The sequence below is a fragment of the Micromonospora sp. NBRC 101691 genome, from assembly GCF_030269285.1.
GTDB lineage: Bacteria > Actinomycetota > Actinomycetes > Mycobacteriales > Micromonosporaceae > Micromonospora > Micromonospora echinospora.
Window position 1 is genome coordinate 239299 of the sequence record NZ_BSTB01000001.1, and the last position, 25920, is coordinate 265218.

General features: G+C 72.8%; 20 protein-coding genes. 8 read left to right on the forward strand and 12 right to left on the reverse strand.

The genetic code is table 11. The features are described from left to right. The first annotated feature begins 612 nt into the window (after positions 1-612). Complete coding sequence (locus tag QSK20_RS00985; RefSeq protein ID WP_285786643.1) at positions 613-1548, forward strand: trypsin-like serine peptidase; 936 nt, start codon at positions 613-615, stop codon at positions 1546-1548. Positions 1549-1770: 222 nt separating this feature from the next. Then, on the forward strand, positions 1771-2244 hold the full coding sequence (locus QSK20_RS00990) for a carboxypeptidase-like regulatory domain-containing protein (RefSeq protein ID WP_285786644.1): 474 nt from the start codon (positions 1771-1773) through the stop codon (positions 2242-2244). Between the two features lie 39 nt (positions 2245-2283). Here the strand turns inward: QSK20_RS00990 and QSK20_RS00995 are convergent, their stop codons facing one another. The 3 genes from QSK20_RS00995 to QSK20_RS01005 are packed head-to-tail and all read right to left on the reverse strand — an operon-like array spanning position 2284 to position 6100. Beyond that, positions 2284-3258 carry a TAXI family TRAP transporter solute-binding subunit gene (locus QSK20_RS00995; RefSeq protein WP_285786645.1) on the reverse strand — a complete coding sequence of 325 codons (975 nt, stop codon included), beginning with the start codon at positions 3256-3258 and terminating at the stop codon, positions 2284-2286. Next, on the reverse strand, positions 3255-3647 hold the full coding sequence (locus tag QSK20_RS01000) for a roadblock/LC7 domain-containing protein (protein WP_285786646.1): 393 nt from the start codon (positions 3645-3647) through the stop codon (positions 3255-3257). Before QSK20_RS01000 ends, QSK20_RS00995 begins: the two co-directional genes overlap by 4 nt. After that, a complete protein-coding gene (locus QSK20_RS01005; protein WP_285786647.1) occupies positions 3644-6100 on the reverse strand; it encodes a sensor histidine kinase in 2457 nt (818 codons plus the stop codon). Before QSK20_RS01005 ends, QSK20_RS01000 begins: the two co-directional genes overlap by 4 nt. A gap of 744 nt (positions 6101-6844) precedes the next feature. Here QSK20_RS01005 and recQ point away from each other — a divergent pair. Beyond that, the gene (recQ, locus tag QSK20_RS01010) at positions 6845-8695 is read left to right on the forward strand and encodes a DNA helicase RecQ (RefSeq protein WP_285786648.1); all 1851 of its coding nucleotides are present in this window, start codon (positions 6845-6847) and stop codon (positions 8693-8695) included. A gap of 3 nt (positions 8696-8698) precedes the next feature. On the opposite strand, the gene uvrC is transcribed toward recQ, so the two are convergent. Continuing rightward, complete coding sequence (uvrC, locus tag QSK20_RS01015) at positions 8699-10633, reverse strand: excinuclease ABC subunit UvrC (RefSeq protein ID WP_285786649.1); 1935 nt, start codon at positions 10631-10633, stop codon at positions 8699-8701. A 52-nt stretch (positions 10634-10685) separates the two neighbouring features. Then, positions 10686-11642 carry an exonuclease/endonuclease/phosphatase family protein gene (locus QSK20_RS01020; protein WP_285786650.1) on the reverse strand — a complete coding sequence of 319 codons (957 nt, stop codon included), beginning with the start codon at positions 11640-11642 and terminating at the stop codon, positions 10686-10688. 173 nt (positions 11643-11815) lie between these two features. Between QSK20_RS01020 and QSK20_RS01025 the strand changes: the two genes are divergently transcribed. Continuing rightward, entirely contained in the window at positions 11816-15058 is a 3243-nt protein-coding gene (locus tag QSK20_RS01025) for a penicillin acylase family protein (RefSeq protein ID WP_285786651.1), read from the forward strand. 65 nt (positions 15059-15123) lie between these two features. Here QSK20_RS01025 and QSK20_RS01030 read toward each other — a convergent pair whose 3' ends face one another. The 3 genes from QSK20_RS01030 to rsgA all read right to left on the reverse strand — a co-directional run bounded on the left by QSK20_RS01030 (position 15124) and on the right by rsgA (position 19896). Further along, entirely contained in the window at positions 15124-15606 is a 483-nt protein-coding gene (locus tag QSK20_RS01030) for a Rieske (2Fe-2S) protein (RefSeq protein ID WP_285786652.1), read from the reverse strand. 116 nt (positions 15607-15722) lie between these two features. Further along, the gene (gene uvrA / locus QSK20_RS01035; protein WP_285786653.1) at positions 15723-18662 is read right to left on the reverse strand and encodes an excinuclease ABC subunit UvrA; all 2940 of its coding nucleotides are present in this window, start codon (positions 18660-18662) and stop codon (positions 15723-15725) included. Positions 18663-18849: 187 nt separating this feature from the next. Then, positions 18850-19896 (reverse strand): ribosome small subunit-dependent GTPase A, encoded by a 1047-nt coding sequence (gene rsgA, locus QSK20_RS01040; protein ID WP_285786654.1) that lies wholly within the window; start codon positions 19894-19896, stop codon positions 18850-18852. Between the two features lie 164 nt (positions 19897-20060). Here rsgA and QSK20_RS01045 point away from each other — a divergent pair, with 164 nt between their 5' ends. From QSK20_RS01045 to QSK20_RS01055, 3 genes are all read left to right on the forward strand, one after another. After that, the gene (locus QSK20_RS01045) at positions 20061-20774 is read left to right on the forward strand and encodes a maleylpyruvate isomerase family mycothiol-dependent enzyme (RefSeq protein WP_285786655.1); all 714 of its coding nucleotides are present in this window, start codon (positions 20061-20063) and stop codon (positions 20772-20774) included. A gap of 7 nt (positions 20775-20781) precedes the next feature. Then, positions 20782-21435 carry an MBL fold metallo-hydrolase gene (locus QSK20_RS01050; RefSeq protein ID WP_285786656.1) on the forward strand — a complete coding sequence of 218 codons (654 nt, stop codon included), beginning with the start codon at positions 20782-20784 and terminating at the stop codon, positions 21433-21435. Between the two features lie 82 nt (positions 21436-21517). After that, positions 21518-21742 carry a hypothetical protein gene (locus QSK20_RS01055; RefSeq protein WP_285786657.1) on the forward strand — a complete coding sequence of 75 codons (225 nt, stop codon included), beginning with the start codon at positions 21518-21520 and terminating at the stop codon, positions 21740-21742. 90 nt (positions 21743-21832) lie between these two features. On the opposite strand, the gene QSK20_RS01060 is transcribed toward QSK20_RS01055, so the two are convergent. Both QSK20_RS01060 and QSK20_RS01065 read right to left on the reverse strand, forming a co-directional pair. Continuing rightward, the gene (locus QSK20_RS01060) at positions 21833-22453 is read right to left on the reverse strand and encodes a DedA family protein (RefSeq protein WP_285786658.1); all 621 of its coding nucleotides are present in this window, start codon (positions 22451-22453) and stop codon (positions 21833-21835) included. Positions 22454-22545: 92 nt separating this feature from the next. Next, entirely contained in the window at positions 22546-23241 is a 696-nt protein-coding gene (locus QSK20_RS01065; protein ID WP_285786659.1) for a class I SAM-dependent methyltransferase, read from the reverse strand. A gap of 161 nt (positions 23242-23402) precedes the next feature. On the opposite strand from QSK20_RS01065, the gene QSK20_RS01070 reads away from it, so the two are divergent. Further along, positions 23403-23606 carry a cold-shock protein gene (locus QSK20_RS01070; RefSeq protein ID WP_088983014.1) on the forward strand — a complete coding sequence of 68 codons (204 nt, stop codon included), beginning with the start codon at positions 23403-23405 and terminating at the stop codon, positions 23604-23606. A 48-nt stretch (positions 23607-23654) separates the two neighbouring features. On the opposite strand, the gene QSK20_RS01075 is transcribed toward QSK20_RS01070, so the two are convergent. Both QSK20_RS01075 and QSK20_RS01080 read right to left on the reverse strand, forming a co-directional pair. Continuing rightward, positions 23655-25280, reverse strand: a complete 1626-nt coding sequence (locus QSK20_RS01075) for a CocE/NonD family hydrolase (protein WP_502888820.1) — start codon at positions 25278-25280, stop codon at positions 23655-23657. Continuing rightward, positions 25277-25792, reverse strand: coding sequence for a MarR family winged helix-turn-helix transcriptional regulator (locus QSK20_RS01080; protein WP_285786660.1), 516 nt, complete (start codon positions 25790-25792; stop codon positions 25277-25279). The genes QSK20_RS01075 and QSK20_RS01080 overlap by 4 nt, the downstream gene beginning before the upstream one ends. Positions 25793-25920: the final 128 nt, after the last annotated feature.

Sequence of the window (25920 nt, forward strand, 5' to 3'; positions counted from 1 at the left end):
CCACCGACCGCGAACGTCAGGGAGCGACTCTATCCCGCGTCCGACCCGTCGACCCCCGACCCCGTTCCCCGGCCCGTCCGGCGCGCCACGGCCCCGTGGCCGGGGTGCGTGGGGCGTGTGGGGTGTGTGGGGTGTGTGGGGTGTGTGCAGGGGTCCCCTCCTCGTCGAAATGCGGTAGGAGGGGACCCCTGCAACCACCCGTCCGCCCCGACCGACCCGGGTTGCCGGCGTCGTCCGTCGAGCCGGCCAGCACGTACGGGTGGTTCCGCCATGACGGGTCGAGCAATGCCGGTCAATCCGATGTAACATTTTACGGAATCCGACAGAGCCCATTTCGACGCCCATTCATGGGAATGTCGCGGATGGCAAACGCCCCTATACCCCGCCGGCCGCCTTTTCCGGACTTGCCTCCCGACCCCGAACCCACCCGGGCAACCCCCACATGTCACCCCATCTCCATTTCTGCCATTAGGCGCACGAGCGATACCACGACTCCGCGACCGGAGCCAGCCCTGTGCGGATAACCGAAATAAACAAATCGAGATATGCCCATTTGCAATTGGTTTCGCTAGGGTGAGGCCTGCCCGTATCCCCGCCCTGTGAGGGAGAGTCATGACGCGATTGTCAGTCCGTCGTCGGGTCCGTCTGCTCGCCGTGGCGACCGCCACGGCGGCGGCCCTGCTCGCCGCCGGCGGCGTCCCGGCCTCGGCCGAGCCCGCCACCAGCCGGGTCAGCCCGGACACCCCCACCGCCAGCGTCAACGTCCCCGCTCCCGGCCCCGGCGTCGCGGCCACGACCACCAGTTCACCGAGCTTCGCCGGCACCGGCGCCCCGACCCGGTCCCGGGACCGCGCGGTCGACGAGGGCGCACCCGGCACCAACTCGATCATCGGTGCCGACCAGCGGTACCGGATCAACCCGACCACCGGCTTCCCCTACCGGGCGGTCGCGCTGATCACCTTCTCGGGCGGTCGCTGCACCGGCTGGTTCTACGGGCCGGACGTGGTCGGCACCGCGGGCCACTGCCTGCACAGCGGCGGATCCGGTGGATCCTGGTCGACCAACGTGGTGGTCTACCCCGGGTACAACGGCTCCGGTGGCGCGCCGTACGGCTCCTGCACGGCCAAGAGCCTGCACTCGGTGGTCGGCTGGACCACCAACGCCAACCACGAGTTCGACTACGGCACCGTCAAGCTCAACTGCCGGCTCGGTGACACCGTCGGCTGGTTCGGCTACTGGTGGCAGGCGGCCAGCCTGAACGGCCTGCCCACCCGGGCCTGCGGCTACCCCGGCGACAAGCCGCTCGAGCAGTGGTGCGGCGACCTCGACGAGGGCGTCCAGGCCACGGTGGTCAACTCCACCACCGAGAAGGTCTACTACCGCAACGACACCGTCGGCGGCAACAGCGGCGGCCCGGTCCACTACAACCGGTCCGGCTGCGGTGAGTGCGTCATGGCCTACCACGGCTACGGCGGCAACCCCAACTCGGGCAAGCGCATCACCGAGGGAGTCTTCGCCAACATGCAGTACTGGACGTCCCTGCCCTGATCCACCGTTCACGGGCGGCACCCGGACAGGTGCCGCCCGCTCGGCGTACGCCGTGTCCGGAACCGTTCCATCCGCGTTCCGACCATCCGCACCCGAAATCCGTGATAGAAGTGAACGACGGGGCGGTAACAGTTACGGAAACAATCGCCCTCAGGCTTCCGACGCAATTCGACGGACGGAATCCCGACTGTCGGAACCAACACGGAAAGGGGCCCGGGCACCATGCGAAAACGTCTCGGCATGATCGGCCTGTCGGCGGCCGTCCTCGGCGCCCTGCTCACCGGGTGCCAGGGGCAGAACGATTCCGCGGACGCCCCGCCACCCGCCACCGGCAGCCCGGACCGTCCGGTGAGCGACCGACCGGACGAGCCGGACGACAACACGGGCGACGACACGGGCGACGACGTGGACGACGACCTCCCGCCGGGGAACCGGGGAGTGGTCAGCGGACGCGTCCGCACCCCGACCGGCGCGCCGGTCGTCAACGCGACGATCCGGGTGCGCTCGCTCGACACTCCCCCGGTGCCGGTGCCGGAACTGGTGGTGACCACCGACGACGACGGCTACTTCCGCTGGCGGCTCGCCCCGGGGCGGTACGAGGTGACCGTCGTGTCCGCCGACGGCGCGCCTCGCGTCACCACCACGGCCGACGTACGGGTCGGCCGGGAAAGCACCCTCCACCTCACCGTCCGCTGAGGTCCCCGGGCGACCGTCAGCGGCCGGGCTCCCGGGTCCTCAGCCGCCCCGGTGGAAACGGGCCGCGCCGGGGTGCAGCGGGATCGGCTCGGTGTCTCCGGCGGTGGTTCGGTCGATGTTGCCGCCCTCCGGGTGCACCCTCGCCAGTTCGGGCTGGTGGGCGAAGAGCAGCCGGGTCAGGTCGTACGCCAGCTTCTCCGGCATCGCCGGGTTGACCAGCAGCAGGTTGGGCACGGTGACGGTCGGTACGTCCCGACGCGCGCCGTAGGCCGCCCGGGGCAGGACCGCGCTGGTGTAGACCGGCCCGTGTGCGCTGGTGAGCGCCCCGACCAGGTTGGCGATCGGCAGGAAGGCGAAGGTGTCGGGGGCACCGGTGACCAGGTCGGCGATGCCGGGGGTGGGCAACCCGCCGGAAAAGAAGAACGCGTCCAGGGTGCCGGCCCGCATCCGCTTGACGGTCTCCGGCAGCGAGAACCGTTCCCGTTCGACGCCGCGTTCGGGGTGGAGGCCGGCGGCGGTGAGCAGCCGGGTGGCGATCACGTCGGTACCGGAGCGGGGAGAGCCGGTGGAGACCCGTTTGCCCCGCAGGTCGTCCATGGTCTCGATCTCGGCGTCCGACCGGACGACCACCTGGATGTAGTCGCTGTAGATCCGGGCCAGCGCCTGCACCTGCTGGGGGCCGGCCTGGAAGGCGCCCCGACCGGCGATGGCGTCCGCCGCCGTGTCGGCCGAGCTGAAGCCGATCTCCATGTCGCCGGTGACCACCCGGGGGATGTTGTCCCCGGACGCGCCGGTCGGCTCGGCCCGCGCCTCGTACCCGGGCAGGTGCCGGCTGATGATGTCGGCGTAGCCTCCGCCGAGCTGGTAGTAGACGCCAGTGGTGTTGCCGGTGGCGAGGAAGATCCGCCCGCCGTGCCAGGCGTCGTCGTCGCCCGCCGACCGGTCCTCGGAGCAGCCGCCGCCGAGCAACGCGACGAGGAACGGAGCGGCCAGCACGGTCCGTCGCCGGGTCATGTGCGGGCCGCCGGTTCGAGCGCCTCGGCCACCCGCTGTACCAGCATCGCCGTCTCGTAGCCGATCTGTCCGAGATCGCAGCCGGGGGCGGCCAGCACCCCGATCAGCGCCCGGTTGCCCACCGCCATCACCAGCAGTACCCCGCCGTCCATGTCGACGATCTGCTGGCGGACCCGGCCGGCGGCCATGAACCGGGCCGCGCCGGTGGTCAGGCTCGCCAGGCCGCTGATCACCGCGGCGAGCTGGTCGACCTGGTCGGCCGCCAACCCGGGCGAGGCGGCCAGCCGCAGGCCGTCACCGGAGACCGCCAGGGCGTGCGCCACGTCCGGGATCTGGTCGGCGAAGCTGGCCAGGAGCCAGTCGAGCCCGGTGCGGGTGGGTGGGATCATTGCTGCCTCCTGGTCGGATCTGCGGTCTGGCTGCGCCGCATCGCGCTGGCAACGCCCTCGGCCAGCGCGGACAGTCGGGCGCGGACGACGTCCGGATCGAGCAGTTCTGCCCGGGGCACGGACGTCGGCGGCGGGGACGACCACAGCTCGGCTGTCAGCTCCTGTCCCCTGGTGCGCCGGGGCAGCCCGCCGGAACCGTTGGGCGCGGCGGGCGACGTCGGGTGGTACGGGCTGGCCGGCCGGTCGAGGCTGCCCACGGCCGGCAGCGCCACCACCGGCGCCGGCGGGGCCGCACGGTCCCCGCCGGCCGGAGCCGTCGACGGCGACCAGGTCGGCGGAGCCGACGGCGACCAGGTCGGCGGACCCGCCGGTGTCCCGGCGCCCGGGCGGAACCAGCTGTCCGCCCCGGCGCCGACCGTCGGCACGGACCGCGTGACGCTCGGCGGGGCGGTCCGCGCGACGCTGTGTGCGACGGTCGGTGAGGCGGCCCGTTCCACCGTCGGTGGCGCCGGCCGGAAGGTGTTCCGGGGCAGGGTGAGGACCGACTCGGGCAACTCGACGTTGACCATCGTGCCGGTGCCGGTGGCGTGCAGCGAGACCTGGATCGCGTGCCGTGCCGCCAGGTGCGAGACCACGTGCAGGCCCATGCTGCCGGCTGCCGCGCTGGAGAGCGTGGCCGGCGCGGCGAGGCGCTCGTTGATCTCGGCGAGTCGGGTGTCGCTGATCCCGATGCCCTGGTCGTGGATCCGGATCACCAGCCCGTCGACCGTGCGCCGACCGTCGACCCGGACGCTGGTGTGCGGCGGCGAGTAGACGGTGGCGTTCTCCAGCAGTTCGGCGAGCAGGTGCACGAGGTTGCCGACCACGCTGCCGGCGATCCCGACCTGCGGCAGGTCGGCCTCGACGCGGGTGTACTCCTCGATCTCGGAGGAGGCGGCGGTCACCACGTCGGTCAGCAGGTAGGCGCCCTCCTGGGAGCGGCCCGGTTCCCCGCCGGCCAGCACCAGCAGGTTCTCGCCGTTGCGCCGCATCCGGGCGGCCAGGTGGTCGAGGGCGAAGAGCCGGGCCAGCGCGTCCGGGTCGGTCTCCTCACGCTCGAACTCGTCGAGCATCCGGAGCTGACGGGTGATCAGGGTACGGATCCGGCGCGCCAGCGCCTCGACCATCCGGGTCACGTCGAGACGCAGCTCCGCCTGCTCACCGGCCAGGTGCAGGGCGGCTCGGTTGACGGTGTTGAACGCGTCGGCCACCTGGGCGATCTCGTCGCGTCCCCGGGCGATGCGGGCGGTGCGCTCCAGCGCCGAGGTGCCGTCCGCACCGTACGGCACGCCGGTGGTGATGGCGTCGATCCGGTCCGACAGTTCCCGGCGGGCCATGACCAGGGCGGCGGCCCGCAGGTCGCGCAGCCGGCGGCTGATGCGGACCGCGAGGACGGTGGCCGCCACGACGGCGAGCAGGGCCAGCGTCAGGGTGATCGACCCGGTGAGCAGGGCGCTGGTACGGGCGTCGGTGGCCAGCGCCGCGGCACGCGCGTCGAGTTGCTCGGAGAGTTCCCGCCCGACCAGGTTGTACCGGCGCACGACACTGCTCTGCGCGACGAACCAGGCGTCGCCGTCGGCCCGCAGGGCGGCGGAGTCGGCGTCGACGCCCAGTGCGTCGTCGCGCATCCGACCGGCGGCGGCGACGTCCGGGCCGGTCAGCAGCCGCTGGTAGGTCGCCAGCGACCCGGGCCCGGCGATGCGGGAGAACTCGGCCTGCCGCTGTTCCCGGGCTCCCCGAAGCTGCCCGGCCCGGACCAGGTCCCCCCTGCTCAGCGTGCCCCGGGTGAAGCTGGCCCGGAGCAGGTCCCGTTCGAGGGCCGCGATGTGTTCCTGCGCCGCGACCGAGGCCACCTCCCGGGCCGCGTTGGCCAGCTCGGTGTCCCGCAGTTGCGCCGGCAGCGCGTCGGCGACGGCGAGCAGCGCGTCGACCAGGCCGAGGTAGAGCGGGTCGGCCGGCCGGTCGCCGAGCGCCGCCGAGCGGGCCTCGTCGAGCCGGGCGAGCTGTTCGTCCGCCGCGTCGAGGGCCGGGGCCAGTTCCGGCGCGGCGGCGCGGGCCGCAGCGGCGGCCGTGCGGTACCGCTGCACCGCCGCGTCGCCCCGTCGGCGCTGGGCGTCGACCAGTTGCCGGCCCGAGGTCCCGCCGCGCCCGCGCAACGCGGCCGTCTCGGCCAGCTCCCGCTCCAACTCGTGGACCAGCTGCACGGTCGCGGTCGCCGTGCCGGCGAGCACCCGGGCCCGCTGGGCGTCGAAGGAGGCGGCGAGGGCGGAGCTGGTCTGCACCGTACCGAGGGCGAGCAGGCCCACCGTCGCGATCATGATCGGGGCGAGCAGCTGGGTCCGGACCGACCACAACCGGTGCGCCCGGTCGGACTGCCGGTGCCGGCGTACGCGGGCGGTGCGGGGTGCGGGCACGCGGACCTCCGGGCGGTCGGGACGAACGGCCGGCCCGTGGGTCGGCCCGGTACCGGCTTGGGTTGGGGGGTGCGCGCCGACGTGGGCACCCGGCCGACGGAGGGAACGCCTTCCGTGGCGACGGGTGACCAGCCGCCGGATGACCGGAATGGCGACACGAACCGGCACGATACGCGCCTACGCCAGGTCACAGGTATACGTCCGGCGACGTTTACGTTAGCGTTATCTCGAATTGATTCCGGTCGTCCTCGGACCAGCGTGGAGCAGCTTTGCCGCGCGCCGTCCGGCGACATCTGCGTACGGTTCCGCCCATCCACCGTTCGGACGAATGCGACCGGCCGACCATTCATGTTCTGGGGCGGCGTCCGCGGTGTCGGGCTCCGTCGACGGGCCCGTACCGCAGGTCGGTACGACCTGGCCGGCGACGGCCCGCCGGACGGGTGAGCCGAACGCGCCGGACCGACCGCCGACGGACCGCCGGCACCGAGCCGGCAGCCCGGACCGACACCGCCGGGACGGCCATTCCGAGAGCCGCTCCGGGCATTACCACGACCAATCGAGCAGATTGTAGTTGACCGATTGTTTTCTGTTACGCCACCGACTTTTTCCGACCGAATGGGACGCTTCCCGCAATAGCCCTGCGGCAGAGGCGCAAATCGCCCCGGCGGCCGCTGCGCGCCGACCGGGGCGCCACACGCCCGTACGCGAGCGTCCGCTGTCACCCGGCGCTCGTACACTCTCCCGATGGACTCCCCCACCGCGCTGCGTACCGAAACCCCGTTGGACGTGCTGCGGCGGGTCTTCGGCTACGACTCGTTCCGGGGCTTCCAGCAGGAGGTCGTCGAGCACGTCACCGGCGGCGGGGACGCCCTGGTGCTGATGCCCACCGGCGGCGGTAAGTCGCTCTGCTACCAGATCCCGGCACTGCTGCGCGACGGCGTGGCGGTGGTCGTCTCCCCGCTGATCGCGCTGATGCAGGACCAGGTCGACGCGCTGCGCGCGGTCGGGGTCCGGGCCGGCTTCCTCAACTCCACGCTCGATCCGGACACCCGCCGCCTGGTCGAGGCGGAGTTCGTGGCCGGCGAGATCGACCTGCTCTACCTGGCACCGGAGGCACTGGGCAGCCGGGCCACGCTGAACCTGCTCGACCGGGGCCGGATCGCGCTGTTCGCGATCGACGAGGCGCACTGCGTGGCGCAGTGGGGTCACGACTTCCGCCCCGACTACCTCGCCCTGTCGATGCTGCACGAGCGCTGGCCGGGGGTGCCACGCATCGCGCTGACCGCCACCGCGACCTCCGCGACCCGGACGGAGATCGCCACCCGCCTCGACCTGACCGACGCCCGGCACTTCGTCGCCAGCTTCGACCGGCCGAACATCCAGTACCGCATCGTGCCGAAGCGGGAGCCGCGCAAGCAGTTGCTCGCCCTGCTCCGCGACGAGCACCCCGGCGACGCCGGCATCGTCTACTGCCTCTCCCGGGCGTCGGTCGACAAGACCGCCGAATTCCTGGTGGCCAACGGCATCGCCGCGCTGCCGTACCACGCGGGGCTGGACGCGGCGACCCGCGCCGCCAACCAGCAGCGGTTCCTCCGCGAGGACGGCCTGGTGATGGTGGCGACCATCGCCTTCGGCATGGGCATCGACAAGCCGGACGTCCGCTTCGTCGCCCACCTGGACCTGCCGAAGTCGGTGGAGGGCTACTACCAGGAGACCGGCCGCGCCGGGCGGGACGGCCTGCCGTCGACCGCCTGGCTCGCGTACGGCCTCCAGGACGTGGTGCAGCAGCGCAAGATGATCGACACCTCCGAGGGCGACGTCGCGCACCGGCGTAACCTCGCCGCCCACCTCGACGCGATGCTCGCCCTCTGCGAGACGGTCCGCTGCCGGCGCGGGCAACTGCTGGAGTACTTCGGCCAGCCGGCCACCGCCTCCTGCGGCAACTGCGACACCTGCCTGCACCCGCCGGAGTCCTGGGACGGCACGGTCGCCGCGCAGAAGCTGCTCTCCACGGTCTACCGGTTGGACCGGGAGCGCAACCAGCGCTTCGGTGCGGGGCACTGCATCGACATCCTGCTGGGCCGCAGCAACGACAAGATCGTCCAGTACGGCCACAGCTCGCTGAGCACCTTCGGCATCGGCGACGACCTACGGGAGGCCGAGTGGCGGGGCGTGGTGCGCCAACTCCTCGCCGAGGGGCTGCTGGCCGTCGAGGGCGACTACGGCACCCTCGCGCTGACCGAGGCGAGCGCCGAGGTGCTGGGCCGGCGGCGCACGGTGATGATGCGCCGCGAGCCGGAACGCCCGACGACGTCCGGGAAGGCCGGCCGGCCGGCGAAGGCCCGCAGCGGCGCGACCGCCGCCGTCGAGCTGTCGCCGGAGGCGGCACCGGTCTTCGAGCGGCTACGCGCGTGGCGGGCGGCGACCGCCAAGGAGCAGGGCGTGCCCGCGTACGTGATCTTCCACGACGCCACGCTGCGGCAGATCGCCACCGACGCCCCGACCTCGCTGGCCGGGCTGTCCGGGATCAGCGGGGTGGGCGAGAACAAGCTCGCCAAGTACGGTGAGCAGCTTCTCGCCGTCCTCACCGGGTGACCCTCAGGAGCGGGTCGGCTCGCTCGCGCCGAGCGCGGCGAGGATCGCCTCGGCGGTGCGTGGACCGATGCCGGGCACCTCGCTGATCTCGTCGACGGTGGCCGCCGCGACCCGCTTCAGCGAGCCGAAGTGCCGCAGCAGCGCCTTGCGGCGGACCTCACCGAGACCGGGCACGGTGTCCAGCGCGGATTCGGTCATCCGCTTGGAGCGGCGCTGCCGGTGGAAGGTGATGGCGAACCGGTGCGCCTCGTCGCGGACCCGTTGCAGCAGGTAGAGCGCCTCGGAGGTGCGCGGCAGGATGACCGGGAACTCGTCGTCGGGGAGCCAGACCTCCTCCAGCCGCTTGGCCAGCCCGCAGAGCGCCACGTCGTCGACGCCGAGGTCGGCCAGGGCCGTCGCGGCGGCGGCCACCTGCGGTGGGCCACCGTCGACCACCACCAGCTGCGGCGGGTAGGCGAACTTCCGGGGCCGGCCGGTGGTGGGGTCGATCCCCGGACGGTCGGGGTCGGTGGCCGTCTCGTCACCGATCTCGCCGGTCTCGGCACGCGTGTCCAGGTAGCGGGCGAACCGGCGGCGCAGCACCTCGGACATGGCCGACAGGTCGTCGGTGGCACCCCGCACGACGAACCGGCGGTACTCGCTCTTGCGTGGCAGGCCGTCCTCGAAGACCACCATGCTGGCCACCACGTCGGTGCCCTGCATCTGGGAGACGTCGTAACACTCGATGCGCAGCGGGGAGGTGTCCATCCCCAGCGCCTCGGCGATCTCGTCGAGGGCCTGGCTGCGGGTGGTCAGGTCACCGGCGCGGCGCAGCTTGTGCCGGGCGAGGACGTCCTTCGCGTTACGGCCGACCGTCTCCAGCAGGGCCCGCTTGTCGCCGCGCTGCGGCACCCGCAGCGTGACCCGGCTGCCCCGCCGGGTCGAGAGCCAGTCCGCGAGCGCGTCGGCGTCGCCGGGCAGCTCGGGGACGAGCAGCTCGCGGGGCACGTCGGCCTCACCCTGCTCCCCGCCGTACACCTGGGTGCAGAAGTGGTGGACGAGGTCGCCGGTGGTGAGTTCCTCGGTCTTCTCCACCACCCAGCCGCGCTGGCCCCGGACCCGGCCGTCGCGGACGTGGAACACCTGGACGGCGGCCTCCAGCGGGTCGTCGGCGAAGGCGACCACGTCGGCGTCGGTGCCGTCGCCGAGCACGACGGTCTGCTTCTCCATCGCCCGGCGCAGGGCGGCGACGTCGTCGCGCAGCCGGGCGGCGCGCTCGAACTCCAGTTGCTCGCTCGCGTCGGTCATGTCGCGTTCGAGCCGGCGGACCATGGTGTCGGTGCGGCCGGCCATGAAGTCGCAGAAGCCGTCGACGATGTCCCGGTGCTGCTCGGCGGTGACGCTGCCGACGCAGGGCGCGGAGCACTTGCCGATGTACCCCAGGAGGCAGGGCCGCCCGACCTGGCCGGCCCGCTTGAACACCCCGGCCGAGCACGTCCGCGCCGGGAAGACCCGCAGCAGCAGGTCGAGCGTCTCGCGGATCGCCCAGGCGTGCGAGTACGGCCCGAAGTACCGCACCCCCTTGCGCTTCGCGCCGCGCATCACCTGGAGGCGGGGGTACTCCTCGTCGAGGGTGACGGCGAGGTACGGGTACGACTTGTCGTCCCGGTAGCGGACGTTGAAGCGCGGGTCGTACTGCTTGATCCAGGTGAATTCGAGCTGGAGCGCCTCGACCTCGGTGGCCACCGAGGTCCACTCCACCGACTCGGCGGTGAAGACCATCTGCCGGGTGCGCTGGTGCAGCCCGACCGGGTCGGCGAAGTAGGAGTTGAGGCGGCTGCGCAGGTTCTTGGCCTTGCCGACGTAGATGACCCGACCGGTGCCGTCCCGGAACCGGTAGACCCCGGGGGACTCGGGGATGGTGCCGGGGGCGGGGCGGTACGTCGACGGGTCGGCCACGCCTGCGAGCCTAACCGCTGCCACCGACACTCCCGGTGGCGTGCCGGTCGCCTCAGGTGCCGCTGGCCGCCGGGTCGACGCTCCAGGAGAACCAGGCCGCGTGCGGGTAGTGGTCGGACAGCGGGTCGCCGGCCGGGTCCAGGAACCGCTGGTGCTCGTTGTGGTAGCGGCTCAGCTGGAGCCGTACCGTCTGGTTGCTCCGGTAGAGAATCATGTCAACGACCTCGCAGGCGTTGGTGACGTTGGCCGGGTCGCAGGTCAGCGCCGGGCTGCCGAGCGCCGGGGGCACGCCGCCGCGTTCCTGCTGCACCCACGCGTCGGTGAGGCCGTTGGCGGCGACCAGCTCCCGGATGGTGTCGCCGGTGCGGGTGTAGCGGACGTTCAGGTCGCCCATCACCACCACCGCGTTGCCGGCGGAGTTGGCCGTGATGTACGCGGAGAGCTGGGCGAGGTTGTCCCGCCGGGCGGCCAGGTCCCGCTCGTCGCTGCCGGCGTTGGCGTGCACGTTGTAGAAGTCGACGTACACCCCCTCGGCGAGCTGGATCCGGGAGGCGGTGAAGCCCTTCGGGGTGAGGCAGTCGGTGCCGGCGCAGCGGTTCCAGGTCACCCGCTGGAAGTTCGCGTACGGCAGGTTCGACATCGTGTTCAGGCCACTGCCGAACGGCACCGGTCCGCTGGTCCGCGTCCGGTACGGGTGCCGGTCGGTGGCGTACAGGTCGGAGTGGTAGTTGAAGTCCTCCTGGACGTGCACGATGTCGTACGCGTTGACCCGTTCCCCGATCGGCCGGGTGTTGACCGCCGGGTTGCTGCCGGAGAGGGGTTCGGGCAGGCCGGCGACGTTGTAGGTGAGCACCGAGAAGGCGCCCGAGGCGGCCGGCTCGGGTGCCGCGGCGGCGGACGTCGGCACGGAGACGAGGGCGGCGAGCAGCGCCGCCGGCGCGAGCAGGCGTACGGCGAGCATCCGGTGTCCCTTCTCGACGGTGGACCGCGCCCGACCCGGCGACGGCACAGGGATCGAAGGCTATCGAGCAACTGCGCCACACTCAACACCTTGGACAGGGACCACGGTTGATGTCTTCCCATGCCGGCCGGTCCGGCCTACCATCCGGTAACCGAATGTTCTTCACGTAACCCCCGGCACTTCCCGTCCCGCGTCATGATCCCCAGCTAGCGGAGGATCACATGTCCCGTCCCGCCACCACCCGTCGCCTACTGGCCGGCGCGACCGCCGTCGTCGGCCTCGCCGCCCTGCTCGTCTCCCCCGCCCCGCCCCCGGCGGACGCCGCACCGGCCTTCACCGGAAAGGCCACCGGCACCACCACGTTCGCCGCCAACGACTACTGCCTGGGCGAGTGCGGCGACATCGTGCCGCCCGGCCAGAACGGCAACGCCACCCTGGTCGAGATCCTCGCCCACCAGACCCTCGGCACCATGCCCCGGCACTCCGGCGACCAGCTCGGCCGGTACGCCGACCTGGTCTACGGCTACGCCGGGCTGCGCGCGGACCAGATCGGCTCGTTCTTCACCGACGCGTCCTTCGGCGTCCCGCCCAACCAGGTCGAACGGAGCTACTCGCCGCGCGCCGACGTGCGGATCGTGCGGGACCGGGCCACCGGCGTCCCGCACATCACCGGCACCACCCGGGGCGGCACCATGTACGGCGCCGGGTACGCCGGGGCCGAGGACCGGCTCTTCACCATCGACCTGCTGCGGCACGTCGGGCGGGGCACCCTCACCCCGTTCGCCGGCGGCGCGCCCGGCAACCGGGCCCTGGAGCAGAGCGTCTGGCGCAACTCGCCGTACACCGAGGCCGACCTCCAGGCCCAGGTCGACGCGCTGCGCGCCCGGGGTCCGCGCGGCGCGCAGCTCTACGCCGACGTGCAGGAGTACATCGCCGGCATCAACGCCTACGTCCGGGACTGCATGGACGACCGCAACTGCCCCGGTGAGTACGTGCTGACCGGACACCTCGACGCGATCACCAACGAGGGCGGCCCGGAGCCGTTCACCATGACCGACCTGATCGCCATCGCCGGGGTGGTCGGCGGCCTGTTCGGCGGCGGGGGCGGCACCGAGATGCAGTCCGCGCTGGTCCGGATCGCCGCCCGGGCCAAGTACGGCCCGACCGAGGGCGACCGGGTGTGGAACGCCTTCCGGGGGCAGAACGACCCGGAGACCGTGCTGACCCTGCACGACGGGCAGAGCTTCCCGTACGGCGCGGCCGACCCGAACGCGGCGAGCGTGGCGCTGCCCGACGCCGGCTCGGCCCGTCCGGAGCCGGTCTTCACCGACCCCACCGGCTCCGCCGGCAACAACACCCCCACCCCGGGCGCGGACCTGGCCGCCGCGCTCTCCGGGCTGACCATCAGCCCGGCCCACCGGGGCATGTCCAACGCCGCCGTGGTCTCCGCCGCGCACTCCGCGACCGGGCACCCGATCGCCGTCTTCGGCCCGCAGACCGGCTACTTCGCGCCGCAGCTGTTGATGGTCCAGGAGTTGCAGGGGCCGGGCATCAGCGCCCGGGGCGCCGCGTTCGCCGGCCTGAACCTCTACGTGCTGCTCGGCCGGGGTCAGGACTACGCCTGGAGCGCCACCTCCGCCAACCAGGACATCACCGACACGTACGCGGTGCCGCTCTGCACCCCCGACGGCAGCGCGCCGACGCCGACCAGCGACCACTACCTGTTCCGCGGCCAGTGCCTGCCGATGGAGAAGCTGTCCCACGTCAACACGTGGAAGCCGACCCTGGCCGACGGCACGCCCGCCGGGTCGTACCGGCTGGTCGCCTGGCGGACGAAGCTGGGCCTGGTGGCCTGGCGCGGCACGGTGGGCGGTCGGCCGCACGCCTTCACCCAGCTGCGCTCCACCTACCGGCACGAGGCCGTCTCGGCGATCGGCTTCCAGATGTTCAACGACCCGACCCTGATGGGCTCCGCCGACGCCTTCGTCACCTCGGCGAACAACGTCGAGTACGCCTTCAACTGGTTCTACGTCAACTCCACCGAGTCGGCGTACATGACCTCCGGCCTGCACCCGCTGCGCGCCGCCGGGTCCAACCCGAACCTGCCGATGCGGGCCGAACCGGCGTACGAGTGGCAGGGCTACGACCCGGCGACCAACACCGCCCGGTACGCCCCGCTGGCCACCCACCCGCAGTCGAAGAACCAGGACTACTACATCAGCTGGAACAACAAGCAGGCCAAGGACTTCGGCGCGGCCGACGGCAACTTCAGCTTCGGCGCGGTGCACCGGGGTGACCTGCTCGACAAGCCGATCAAGGCGGCCATCGCGGCCGGCCAGAAGTTCGACCGGGCCTCGCTCACCGCGCTGGTGCAACGCGCCGGCCTGACCGACCTGCGCGGCGTCGAGGTGCTCGACGAGCTGATCCGGGTGCTGGAGAGCCAGCCGGTCACCGACGCCACCCTGGCCGCCGAGATCAGCCGGCTCAAGGCGTGGCGGCAGGACGGCGCGCTGCGGGTGGAGACCGCGAAGGGCTCGAAGGTCTACCGGCACGCCGAGGCGATCCGCACCTTCGACGCCTGGTGGCCGCTGTTGGTCCGGGGCATGTTCGCCGAGCCGCTCGGCGCGGACCTCTACCAGGCGCTGGTGAACACCCTGTCGATCAACGAGTCCCCCTCCGGTCACCAGTCCGGCGACAAGTCGACCCTGCCCGGCTCGGCCAGCACGACGCAGCTGCACAAGGGTTCGGCGTTCCAGTACGGCTGGTGGGGCTGGGTCGACAAGGACCTGCGCGCGGTGCTCGGCGCCCCGGTCGCCGGTGGCCTCGGCCGCACCCACTGCGGGAACGGCAGCCTCGCCGGGTGTCGGCAGATCCTGCTCGACACGCTCGGCGCGGCGGCGGCGACCCCGGCCACCCAGACCTACCCGGGGGACAGCACCTGCGCGGCCGGCGACCAGTGGTGCGCCGACGCGATCATCCAGTCACCGCTGGGCGGGATCACCCACGCCCCGATCGCCTGGCAGAACCGGCCCACCTACCAGCAGGTCGTCTCCTTCCCGGCGAAGCGTGGCGACGACCTGACCAACCTGGCCGCGCAGCGGACGGTCACCGCGTCGAGCAGCCAGCTCGGCTACCCCGCCGGGCGGGCGGTGGACGGGGACCTGGGCACCCGGTGGTCCAGTTCCCGGGCCGACGACCAGTGGCTCACCGTCGACCTGGGCTCGGCCCGCCCCGTCGGCCGGGTGGTGCTGGCCTGGGAGGAGGCGTACGCGCGGTCGTACCGGATCGAGGTCTCCGCCGACGGGAGCACCTGGCGGACCGCCTGGTCGACCACGGCCGGCGACGGCGGCACCGACGCGCTCACCTTCCCCACCGAGAACGCCCGGTACGTGCGGATGCGCGGCCTGACCCGGGCCACCACCTACGGCTTCTCGCTCTGGGAGATGGCGGTGTACACCCACTGACCCCGCCCCGACGTGAAACGGCGTGGCCGGCACGGGAAACCGTGCCGGCCACGCCGGTGCCATGGTCAGGCCAGGCGGATCTGGTCGCCGTCGACGACGATCTCCTTCGCCGGCAGCGGCTGCTTGGCCGGGCCGCCCTTCACCGAGCCGTCCTCGATGGAGAACCTGCTGTTGTGGCAGGTGCAGATGATCGTGCCGCCGTCGACCCTCGACACCGGGCACTTCTGGTGGGTGCAGATCGGGCTGAACCCCTTGAACACCCCGGCGCTGGGCTGGGTCACCACCACACCCTTGTTGGCGAAGATGACCCCGCCGCCGACCGGGACGTCGGCGGTGGCGACGATGGCGTCGGCCGCACCCCGGTCGCCGCCCGCGTCGGCGCTGGGCGACCCGCCCGGACCGCCGCTGGTCGGGGCGGCGGAGCCGGAACCCGTCGGCTCGTCGTCCCCACCGCACGCGGTCAGGACGACCGCCGCGCCGACCGCGCCGGCCCCGGCGAGCAGGGTGCGGCGGGTGGCCGGTCCGGTCAGCCCGTTGTCGTCACTCATGCCCAACCTCTCTCTCGCGCTCCGTGCCGCCTTCCATGATCCGCGGTCACACCAGGTAAACACGAACCACTGTGCCGGACGGTTCAACCACCGCCCGGGGCGACACCCCGCTCACGTCAGCGGGACCGGGCCGGCGCCCGCCGGGTGGTACGGCGGCCGGCGTTGGCCTTCGCCGCCCGGCCGGTGGCCGCCGCCGCGCCCCGGGCCTCGCCGTCGAGGCCGAGCACCGGTCGCAGGAACTGGCCGGTGTGGCTCTCGGACACCTCGGCGACCTCCTCCGGGGTGCCGGTGGCGAGCACGGTGCCGCCCCGGTGGCCGCCCTCCGGACCCATGTCGATCAGCCAGTCGGCGCTCTTGATCACGTCGAGGTTGTGCTCGATCGTGATCACCGTGTTGCCCTTGTCGACCAGCCCCTCCAGGACCATCAGCAGCTTGCGGATGTCCTCGAAGTGCAGGCCGGTGGTGGGCTCGTCGAGCACGTAGACCGTCCGGCCGGTGGAGCGCTTCTGCAGCTCGGAGGCGAGTTTGACCCGCTGCGCCTCACCGCCGGAGAGGGTCGGGGCGGGCTGGCCGAGACGGACGTACCCGAGACCGACGTCGACCAGGGTCTTCAGGTGCCGGTGGATCGCCGGGATCGCGGAGAAGAACTCGGCCGCCTCCTCGATCGGCATGTCCAGCACGTCGGCGACGGTCCGGCCCTTGTAGTGCACCTCCAGGGTCTCCCGGTTGTACCGGGCGCCCTTGCAGACCTCGCAGGGGACGTACACGTCGGGCAGGAAGTTCATCTCGATCTTCAGGGTGCCGTCGCCGGAACACGCCTCGCACCGGCCGCCCTTGACGTTGAACGAGAACCGGCCCGGACCGTACCCCCGGACCTTCGCCTCGGTGGTCTCGGCGAAGAGCTTGCGGACGTGGTCCCAGACCCCGGTGTAGGTGGCCGGGTTCGACCGGGGCGTACGGCCGATCGGCGACTGGTCGACGCCGACGACCTTGTCGACGTGTTCCAGGCCGGTGATCCGGGTGTGCCGGCCGGGCACCAGCCGGGCCCCGTTGATCTGGTTCGCCAGCACCGCGTAGAGGATGTCGTTGACCAGGGTCGACTTGCCCGAGCCGCTGACCCCGGTGACCGCGATGAGCTGCCCGAGCGGGAACGCCACGGTCAGGTTGCGCAGGTTGTGCTCACGCGCGCCGTGCACGACCAGCTCCCGGCCGGGGGTCTGCGGGCGGCGCTGCGGCGGCGTCGGGATCGACTTCCGGCCGGAGAGGTACGCCCCGGTGACCGACTCCGCGTTCTCCAGCAGGGCGGGCACCGAGCCGGAGTGCACGATCCGGCCGCCGTGCTCGCCCGCGCCCGGGCCGATGTCGACGATCCAGTCGGCGACCCGGATGGTGTCCTCGTCGTGCTCGACGACGATCAGCGTGTTGCCCAGGCCGCGCAGCCGCAGCAGGGTCTCGATCAGGCGGTGGTTGTCCCGCTGGTGCAGGCCGATCGACGGCTCGTCGAGCACGTAGAGCACGCCCACCAGGCCGGACCCGATCTGGGTGGCGAGCCGGATCCGCTGCGCCTCGCCGCCGGAGAGGGTGCCGGCCGGACGGTCGAGGGAGAGGTAGTCCAGGCCGACGTCGAGCAGGAACCGCAGCCGGGCGTTGATCTCCTTGAGCACCCGCTCGGCGATCATCTTCTGCCGGTCGGTCAGCTCGATGCCGGCGAGCAGCTCGGCGCACTCCCCCACCGACAGGTTGCACACCTCGGCGATGCTCTTGCCGGCCAGGGTGACCGCGAGCACCTCCGGCTTGAGTCGGGCGCCACCGCAGGCCGCGCAGGGCACGTCCCGCATGTAGCCCTCGTACTTCTCCCGCGACCACTCGCTCTCGGTGTCGGAGTGCCGGCGCTCGATCCACTGCACCACGCCCTCGAAGCCGGTGTAGTAGGAGCGCTCGCGGCCGTACTTGTTGCGGTAGCGCACGTGCACCTGGTCGCCGGAGCCGTGCAGGATGGTCTTCTGCGCCCGGGCCGGCAGCGCCCGCCACGGGGTGTCCAGGTCGAAGTGCTCGCTCTCGCCGAGCGCCTCCAGCAGACGGAGGAAGTACTCCAGGTTGTGCCCGGTGCCCCACGGCTGGATCGCGCCCTCGCGCAGGGTGCGCTCCGGGTCGGGGATGATCAGCTCCGGGTCGACCTCCTTCTTCGTGCCCAGGCCGGTGCACTCGGGGCACGCGCCGTACGGGGCGTTGAAGGAGAACACCCGGGGTTCCAGGTCCTCGATGGCGAGCGGGTGGTCGTTCGGGCAGGCCAGGTGCTCGGAGTAGCGGCGTTCCCGCTCCGGGTCGTCCTCGGGCAGGTCGACGAAGTCGAGCAGGACCAGCCCGCCGGAGAGCCCGAGCGCGGCCTCGACCGAGTCGGTCAGCCGCTGCTTGGCGCTGGGCTTGACGGTGAGCCGGTCGATCACCACCTCGATGGTGTGCTTCTCCTGCTTCTTGAGCTTCGGCGGCTCGGTCAGCGGGTGCACCACGCCGTCGACCCGGGCGCGGGCGTAGCCCTTGGCCTGGAGTTCGGCGAAGAGGTCGACGTACTCGCCCTTGCGCCCGCGCACCACCGGCGCGAGCACCATGAACCGGGTGCCCTCGGTCATGGCGAGCACCCGGTCGACGATCTGCTGGGGGCTCTGCTTGGAGATCCGCTCACCGCAGACCGGGCAGTGCGGTTCGCCGACGCGGGCGAAGAGCAGCCGGAGGTAGTCGTAGACCTCGGTGATGGTGCCGACGGTGGAGCGCGGGTTGCGCGAGGTCGACTTCTGGTCGATCGAGACGGCCGGGCTGAGCCCCTCGATGAAGTCGACGTCGGGCTTGTCCATCTGCCCGAGGAACTGCCGCGCGTACGAGGACAGCGACTCGACGTAGCGCCGCTGCCCCTCGGCGAAGATCGTGTCGAAGGCCAGGCTCGACTTACCCGACCCGGAGAGCCCGGTGAAGACGATCAGCGCGTCCCGGGGCAGGTCGAGACTGACGTCACGCAGGTTGTGCTCGCGCGCGCCACGGATTATCAGGCGGTCGGCCACTGTCCGAGTACTCCAGGCTTGAGGAAGATGAGGTGATCTGTACCGCTCTGGTGGTGTTTCGAGCGGTCGTTCGGCGCAGGAAAGCGCCCCGGCAACTCTAGCCCCGGGGTACGACACTTTCCCGCGCCGACGCATTCCCCCAGCTCAGCCGGCCTGTACCCGGGCGGGCGACCGCCCGGGTCCGGACTCAGGGCCGGGCGCTGTGCCGCCGCCCGCGCCGCCAGCCACCCCGCCGCTCGGCGGCCAGCCGGGCCTCCCGACGCCGGCTCTCGACGGTCAACTCCCGTTGGAGCTTGCGCCAGCTCTCCCAGCGCCGCGCGGTCAGCTCACCGCTCTCCAGCGCCGCCCGGACCGCGCACCCCGGCTCGACCGCGTGCCCGCAGTCGCTGAACCGGCACGTCGAGGCGAGCGCCGTGACGTCGGCGAACGCCCGGTCCAGGCCGTCGGCACCGTCCAGCAGCCCGACCGCCCGCACACCCGGGGTGTCCAGGACCGCGCCGCCACCGGGGATCGGCACCAGCGCCCGCCAGGTGGTGGTGTGCCGCCCCTTGCCGTCGACCCGACGGATCGCCTGGGTCGGCATCACCACCGCACCGGCCAGTGCGTTGACCAGGCTCGACTTGCCCGCGCCGGAGATCCCGAGCAGTCCGAGCGTCCGCCCCGGGACGACCTCGGCGCGCAGGGGTTCCAGCCCCGCCCCGTCCTCCGCGCTGACCGGCAGCACCGGCACACCCGGGGCGACCCGGGCCAGTTGGCGGGCCACCGCCGCCGCGTCCGCCGCGAGGTCGGCCTTGCTCAGCACGACCAGTGGCCGGGCGCCGGAGGCGTGCACCAGGGAGAGCAGCCGCTCCATCCGGGCGACGTCCGGCTCGGGGTGCACCGGCTCGACCACCGCCACGGCGTCCAGGTTCGCCGCCAGCACCTGCCCGCTGGCGTCCCGGCCGGCGGTACGCCGGACGAGCGCCGTCCGGCGGGGCAGCACCTTCTCCACCGTGACCGGGCCGTCCGGCCAGGTGCCCAACAGCACCCAGTCGCCGGCACAGGGCAGGCTGGTCAGGTCACGTGCCGCCGCAGCCAGGACCGCACCGCCCAGACTCGCCCGGACGGGCCCCTCGGCGCACAGCACCGTGCAGACCCCCCGGTCGACCCGGGCCACCCGGCCGGGACGCTGCCCGCGCCGGACGGCCGCCGCACGGGCGGGGTCCCAGCCGAGGGCGGTGAGATCGATCGTCATGGCATTCCCATCGGTTGCAAGCGAGTGATCGACGGGCACGCGGCCAGCGAAAACACCCCCGTCCCAAGCCGTTGCCTGTGTCGACGTCGACGGTAGGTGGCCCACCGACACGCCGAAACCGATTTCCGCCGGCACGCCGCCACCGCCCGGGATAGGGTCGCCAGGTGACCGATCCGCTTCTGCTCTCCGGCGAGGTGGACGCCGCCACGGACCGCCTGCTCCGCACCGCCGCGCGCTTCGACACCGCCGAACTCGCCGCGGCGTCGCTGCTGCCCGGCTGGACGCGGGGTCACGTCCTGGCCCACCTGGCCCGCAACGCCGACGGTCTGGTCAACCTGCTCACCGCCGCCCGCACCGGCGAGCACGTCCCGATGTACGCCAGCGCGACCGCCCGGGAGACGGACATCGCCACCGGCGCGTCCCGTCCGCCCGAGGCGCACCTGGACGACCTGCGCCGCTGTGCCGACCGGTTCGCCGGGGCGGTCGCCGCCATGCCGGTCGAGGCATGGGCCGCCACCGTACGGGGCCGACGCGGCCCGGTGCCGGCGGCCACCCTCGTCTGGGGTCGGCTGCGGGAGATCGAGGTGCACCACGTCGACCTCGCCGCCGACTACCGTCCCGCCGACTGGTCGGAACCCTTCGCCCACCGGCTGCTGCACGAGGTGACCGCCGGGCTGGCCGACCGGCCCGACGCGCCCGCCATGGTGCTGCGCTTCGACGGTGCCCGGCACCAGTTGGCGGTCGGCGCCCCCGAGCACGCCCCGACGATCACCGGCCCCGCTGCCGAGCTGGCCGCCTGGCTCACCGGCCGCTCCGAGGGCCGGACGCTCACCGTCGTCCCCGACGGCGCCCTCCCGCAACCACCCGAATGGATGTAGAAGACCGATGACCTACCGCGGAGACGTCACCCCCGGCGGCCCCCCTGCCGTACGCGAACTCGACCGGCTCACCATCACCAAGCTGTCGGTGGGACCGATGGACAACAACGCCTACCTGCTGCGGTGCCGGGCCACCGGCGACCAGGTGCTCGTCGACGCCGCCAACGAGGCGCCCCGCCTGCTCGACCTGGTCGGCGACGCCGGCCTGACCGCCGTGGTCACCACCCACCGGCACATGGACCACTGGGTGGCCCTGGAGGAGGTGGTCGCGGCCACCGGCGCCCGGTCGCTGGTGCACGCGGACGACGCCGAGGGGCTGCCGATCCCGTCGGAGACGCTGACCGACGGCGACACCGTCCCGGTCGGCGACTGCGCGCTGGAGGTGATCCACATCGTCGGGCACACCCCCGGCTCGATCGCGCTGCTCTACCGGGACCCGGCCGGCACCCCGCACCTCCTCACCGGAGACTCGTTGTTCCCCGGCGGCGTCGGGAACACGGACAAGGACCCGGAGCGGTTCGCCTCGCTCATCGACGACGTCGAGCACAAACTGTTCGACCGGCTGCCCGACGACACCTGGTTCTACCCCGGTCACGGCAAGGACTCCACGTTCGGCGCGGAACGCCCGGCGGTGCCGCAGTGGCGGGCACGAGGCTGGTAGACCGCCCGTCGTGGCGAGGAGGCCCGAGGCCGGCCGTCGTCGGCTCCGGGCTCCCGCACATCCCACAGGAGACCACCGTCCCATGATCGAACCACTGCTGCCCGACCCGCCACCCGTCCGGTGCCGCCGCTGCCACCACCCGGTGACGAAGGGGCGGCTGTACGACGGCTACGGCGAGGAGTGCGCCCGGCAACTCGGACTCCTCCCGCCGCACATCCCCATGCCCCGATCGGAACAGCCCGACGGGCCGACCCTGCTGGACCTGCTGGACACCGCCGAAGACCAGGCCGGTGGCCCGGCAAGGTGATCGCCGAGCCACCTGCGATCACGCTGCGTGTCCCTGGCGGGGATGGTGGCGGGCGCTCACGACGGGTGACGCGTCGCCGGTCCCGTCTCGCTACGACGCGTCGGCGGTAACGGCCGCGGCGCGCAGCCGGCGCCGGCTGGCCAGCAGCACCACCATGCCGAAGAGCATGCCGAACCCGAGGGTGCCCCAGGTGGCGGACTCTCCCGGCAGCAGGCCGCCCAGCGACCGCGCCAGCGAGCCCAGCACGACGTAGAGGCCCGCCCAGAGCACCGCCCCGGAGGCGGCGCAGGCCACGAAGCGCCGGTACGGCATCCGCAGCCCGCCGGCCGCCAGCGGCAGCAGCGCGTTGAACACCGGCAGGAACGGCGCGACCAGCACCATCCGCCCGCCGCCCCGGTGCAGGATGCCCTCGGCGGCCGCCCAGCGGTCCTCCCCGATCCAGTCCCCGACCCGGCTGGCGCGCAGCCGCCCGCCGTAGTGGCGGCCGACCAGGAAGCTCGCCGACCAGCCGGCCAGGCAGCCCCCGACGACGGCGGCGAAGGAGGCGAACGTCGCGGCGGGCTGACCCACTCCGACCGCCGCCAGCACCGCCACGTCCCCGGGGACGAGCACGCCGAGCAGCGGGATGGCGTCGAAGAGCATGACCATCCCGAGCACCCCCATCAACAACAGGGTGGGGAGCTCTCCGATCTGGGTCAGCCATTCCGTCATGCCGATGAGGCTATGCCGGGACCGCCACCGTACACATGGGGCTTTGGCCCCGGCTTTTCCCTGAGAACGACCCGGAGCCCCCGGGGTCGGGGTCATCCGGGACGGCGGCGCGGACGCATGATGCGTACCCGGCGCACCGACGACTCGACGGCGGGCTCGGTGCTGGGTACCCGGTAGACGGCGACCGGCTCCAGCCGTTCCTCCGGCAGGTAGCCCCGCCCCGGGTCGCCGACCAGCACGTCCACGCCCCGGCCGGCGACCCGTTCCAGGAAGGGCAGCACCCGGTCGGCCATCGGCCGGTCGTAGAAGACGTCCCCGGCCAGCAGCAGGTCGACGTCACCGCCGTCGGTGTCGAGCAGGTCGGTGGCGGTCGCGTCGACGGCGACCCGGTTGGCGTCGGCGTTGAGGCCGACGGCGGCCACCGCGTACGGGTCGATGTCGCTGGCGCGTACCCGCGCCGCTCCGGTCAGGGCGGCGGCGATGGCCACCAGCCCCGAGCCGGTCGCGAGGTCGAGCACCCGGCGTCCGGCCGCGACCCGGGGATGGTCCAGCAGGTAGCGGGCCAGCGCCTGACCTCCCGCCCAGGCCGAGGCCCAGTAGGGGGCGGGCAGCCGGTGCCCGGCGTCGGCCTCCATCCGGGCCCACCAGAGGATGGCGTCCTCGGCGACGTGCAGTCGGACCTCGGGCACCAGCGGGGTCGGCAGCAACCGCAGCCGGTCGGGGCCGCCGCCGGGCGCGCCGATCTCCCGCCGCAGTGCGGCGGCGGCGTCGCGCGTCGGGCCGTCCATCCCGGCAAGCATGCCGTCATCCTGACGGCGGCGGGTGGCTTTCGCCTCGCCGACACGGCACTTCGGCCAGCGGACGATGGTCCGGCCGGTTACTGTCGGGGTGGTACAGGGCGATCATCGGCCGGACGCCGGTGGTCTCCCATGGCAACAGGGAGAGATGCATGGCAACCGGCACGGTCAAGTGGTTCAACTCGGAAAAGGGCTTCGGCTTCATCGAGCAGGACGGCGGGGGCCCGGACGTCTTCGTCCACTACTCGGCGATCGCGACGAGTGGCTACCGGGAGTTGAACGAGGGACAGAAGGTCGAGTTCGAGGTGACCCAGGGTCAGAAGGGTCCGCAGGCGGACAACGTCCGCCCGCTGTAGACCGTGCCGGTGGCGGCGCACCCGTCAGGGGCGCCGCCACCGCGTGCGTCACGGCACCGGCAGGTGCACCGCCGACGGGTGTGCCGGACCGTGCCGCACCTCCCGCCATCCGGCCCGCAGGTCGACGGCCACGCCGAGCGGCTCGCCGGTGCCGGGGTTACGGGCGTAGCGGGGGTGCGCGCCGCCGGTGACCTGCACCCGCAGCCGGTGTCCGGGGGCGAAGCGGTGTGCCACGGGCCAGAGCGGCACCGGTACCCGGACCGTGCCGGTGTCGTCGGGCGGGAAGCGGCCCGGCCAGAGCCGTACCAGTCCGTCGCAGACGTTCCAGGACCGCCCGCGCGGATCCACGTCGCAGAGTCGGACGAAGACGTCGAGGTACGCCAGTTCGCTGCGGACGTACACCTCGGCGTGCACCGGGCCGACGACCTCCAGTGGGACGGTCAGCGGCGCGCTGGTATAGGTGAGCACGTCGGAACGGGCCTCGACCGGACGGTTGTCCACCGGTCCGGCCCGCTGCGCGACCAGCAGCGGCCCGCCCAACGACGGGGTCGGGTCGGCCGGGTCGTACCGGAACCGGTCGGAAGCGGACTCCGCCGACGGCTCCGGTCGCAGCGCCCCGTCGGGGTGCAGGTGCCAGCTGCTCCGCCCGGCCGGCGGCGGCCAGTCCGGCAGGTCCCGCCAGCCGCCACCGTCCCCACCGACATGCACCCGGACCGGCGGGGCGCCGGTGGCGGGACGCCGGCCGGCGAGGTGGGTGTCCAGCCAGTCCAGTCCCTCCCGCAGCGCGGCGAGCAGCAGTCCGGGGCTGCCGTGGGTCCACGGACCGACGGTCAGCCGGCCGGGGGTGCCGGCGGCACGCAGGACCGCGTGGTCGGCGAGCTGGGCGGGCAGGAAGATGTCGTGCCAGCCACTGACCATCAGCACCGGGGCCCGCACCTCGGCGAGCCGGCCGTCGAAGACCCGCTCCCGCCAGTACGCCGCGTCGGGGGTGTGGTGGCGCAGCCACTCCTGGAAGAACGGGACGGTCGCGCCGGTGGCGACCCGGTCCGCCTCGGCCAGCGGCAGGTGGGCCAGGGCGGCGGCGAGGCGGGGCTGACCGCGTTTGAGCTCCCACTGTCGGGCCAGCCAGGGCACGGTCTGCGCCTGGAGCAGCTCCGCCCAGGTCAACACCGTGTCCAGGGAGAACGACTCCCCCGCGTAGGTGGAGTCGCGGGTGGTGGAGGCGGTGACCACGGCGACCATGGCGCGCAGCTCGTCGCCGGCCTCGGCGGCCAACGCCCACTGCACGAAGCCCTGGTAGCTGGCGCCGAACATGCCGAACGCGCCGGTGTACCAGGGTTGCCGGCGTAACCAGTCGAGGGTGTCGAGGCCGTCGGCGCGCTCGTGCACGAGGGGTTCGAAGGTGCCCCCGGAGCCGTACGTGCCCCGGCAGGACTGGATCACCACGTGGTAGCCGTGGGCGGCGACGAGCCGGCCGAGCAGCCGCATCGGCCCGCTCCGCCCGTACGGGGTGCGGATCAGCACGGCGGGGGCGGCGGGCGGGTCCGGCGCGTAGTGGTCGGTGCGCAGGATCACCCCGTCACGTACCCGAACCGGCAGGTCCCGGGTGAGGGTGACCCGGGCCCGGGCCGGCGGTAGCCGCAGCAGGCCGGTGGCGAGCCGGGTGAGCATCATTCCGTCCGGCGTCGGGGCGGGTCGGGGCGGGCGGCGCGGACGTCGTCGCGGTGCTGCCGCAGCGAGGCGGTCATGCCCACCATGAACCGGTGCACGATCTCCAGTTCGACGTCGGTGAAGTCGGCCATCACCTGGTCGGTACGGGCACCGAGCGGCCGGAAGAACTCCTTCGCGACGGTGGCGCCCCGTTCGGCGTAGTGCAGCAGGATCCGGCGGCGGTCGGAGGGATCCCGGTCCCGGCGCAGGTGCCCGGCCCGCTCCAGCCGGTCCACCAGGGCGGTGATCGAGCCGGAGGAGAGGTCGAGGTGCTCGCCGAGGCGGCCGGGGGTCATCGGGTCCCCGCGCAGCTCGGCGTCCATCACGGCGATCAGCGCCTGGAGGTCGGTGCCGCCGAGGCCGTGCAGGCCGGCGAAGGCGTGAGCGACGTGCTGGGCGTCCACCGCGTACCGCCGGAGGTCGTTGATGATCTCGGCGATGAGGTGTTCGCGGCGGGTGTCGCGTCGCCGGTACATGCCGTGACCTGCCACGTTGCGTCGCGTCTCCCTTGTCGTTGTCCCGGTTGCAGCATAACTCACCAGTCGATAATCTCGGCTATCAAGATACTTGGCTGGTGAGAATTTACCCCGTCCAGAAACCGTGA

Excerpts from the sequence above, each read along its gene's own strand:
- QSK20_RS01070 (WP_088983014.1), top strand. The coding sequence starts at position 23,403 with ATGGCAACCGGCACGGTCAAGTGGTTCAACTCGGAAAAGGGCTTCGGC.
- QSK20_RS00995 (WP_285786645.1), bottom strand. The coding sequence starts at position 3,258 with ATGACCCGGCGACGGACCGTGCTGGCCGCTCCGTTCCTCGTCGCGTTG.
- QSK20_RS01075 (WP_502888820.1), bottom strand. The coding sequence starts at position 25,280 with ATGATGCTCACCCGGCTCGCCACCGGCCTGCTGCGGCTACCGCCGGCC.
- QSK20_RS01060 (WP_285786658.1), bottom strand. The coding sequence starts at position 22,453 with ATGACGGAATGGCTGACCCAGATCGGAGAGCTCCCCACCCTGTTGTTG.
- recQ (WP_285786648.1), top strand. The coding sequence starts at position 6,845 with ATGGACTCCCCCACCGCGCTGCGTACCGAAACCCCGTTGGACGTGCTG.
- QSK20_RS00990 (WP_285786644.1), top strand. The coding sequence starts at position 1,771 with ATGCGAAAACGTCTCGGCATGATCGGCCTGTCGGCGGCCGTCCTCGGC.
- QSK20_RS01030 (WP_285786652.1), bottom strand. The coding sequence starts at position 15,606 with ATGAGTGACGACAACGGGCTGACCGGACCGGCCACCCGCCGCACCCTG.
- QSK20_RS01055 (WP_285786657.1), top strand. The coding sequence starts at position 21,518 with ATGATCGAACCACTGCTGCCCGACCCGCCACCCGTCCGGTGCCGCCGC.
- QSK20_RS01080 (WP_285786660.1), bottom strand. The coding sequence starts at position 25,792 with ATGTACCGGCGACGCGACACCCGCCGCGAACACCTCATCGCCGAGATC.
- QSK20_RS01065 (WP_285786659.1), bottom strand. The coding sequence starts at position 23,241 with ATGGACGGCCCGACGCGCGACGCCGCCGCCGCACTGCGGCGGGAGATC.
- QSK20_RS01000 (WP_285786646.1), bottom strand. The coding sequence starts at position 3,647 with ATGATCCCACCCACCCGCACCGGGCTCGACTGGCTCCTGGCCAGCTTC.
- QSK20_RS00985 (WP_285786643.1), top strand. The coding sequence starts at position 613 with ATGACGCGATTGTCAGTCCGTCGTCGGGTCCGTCTGCTCGCCGTGGCG.
- rsgA (WP_285786654.1), bottom strand. The coding sequence starts at position 19,896 with ATGACGATCGATCTCACCGCCCTCGGCTGGGACCCCGCCCGTGCGGCG.
- QSK20_RS01050 (WP_285786656.1), top strand. The coding sequence starts at position 20,782 with ATGACCTACCGCGGAGACGTCACCCCCGGCGGCCCCCCTGCCGTACGC.
- QSK20_RS01025 (WP_285786651.1), top strand. The coding sequence starts at position 11,816 with ATGTCCCGTCCCGCCACCACCCGTCGCCTACTGGCCGGCGCGACCGCC.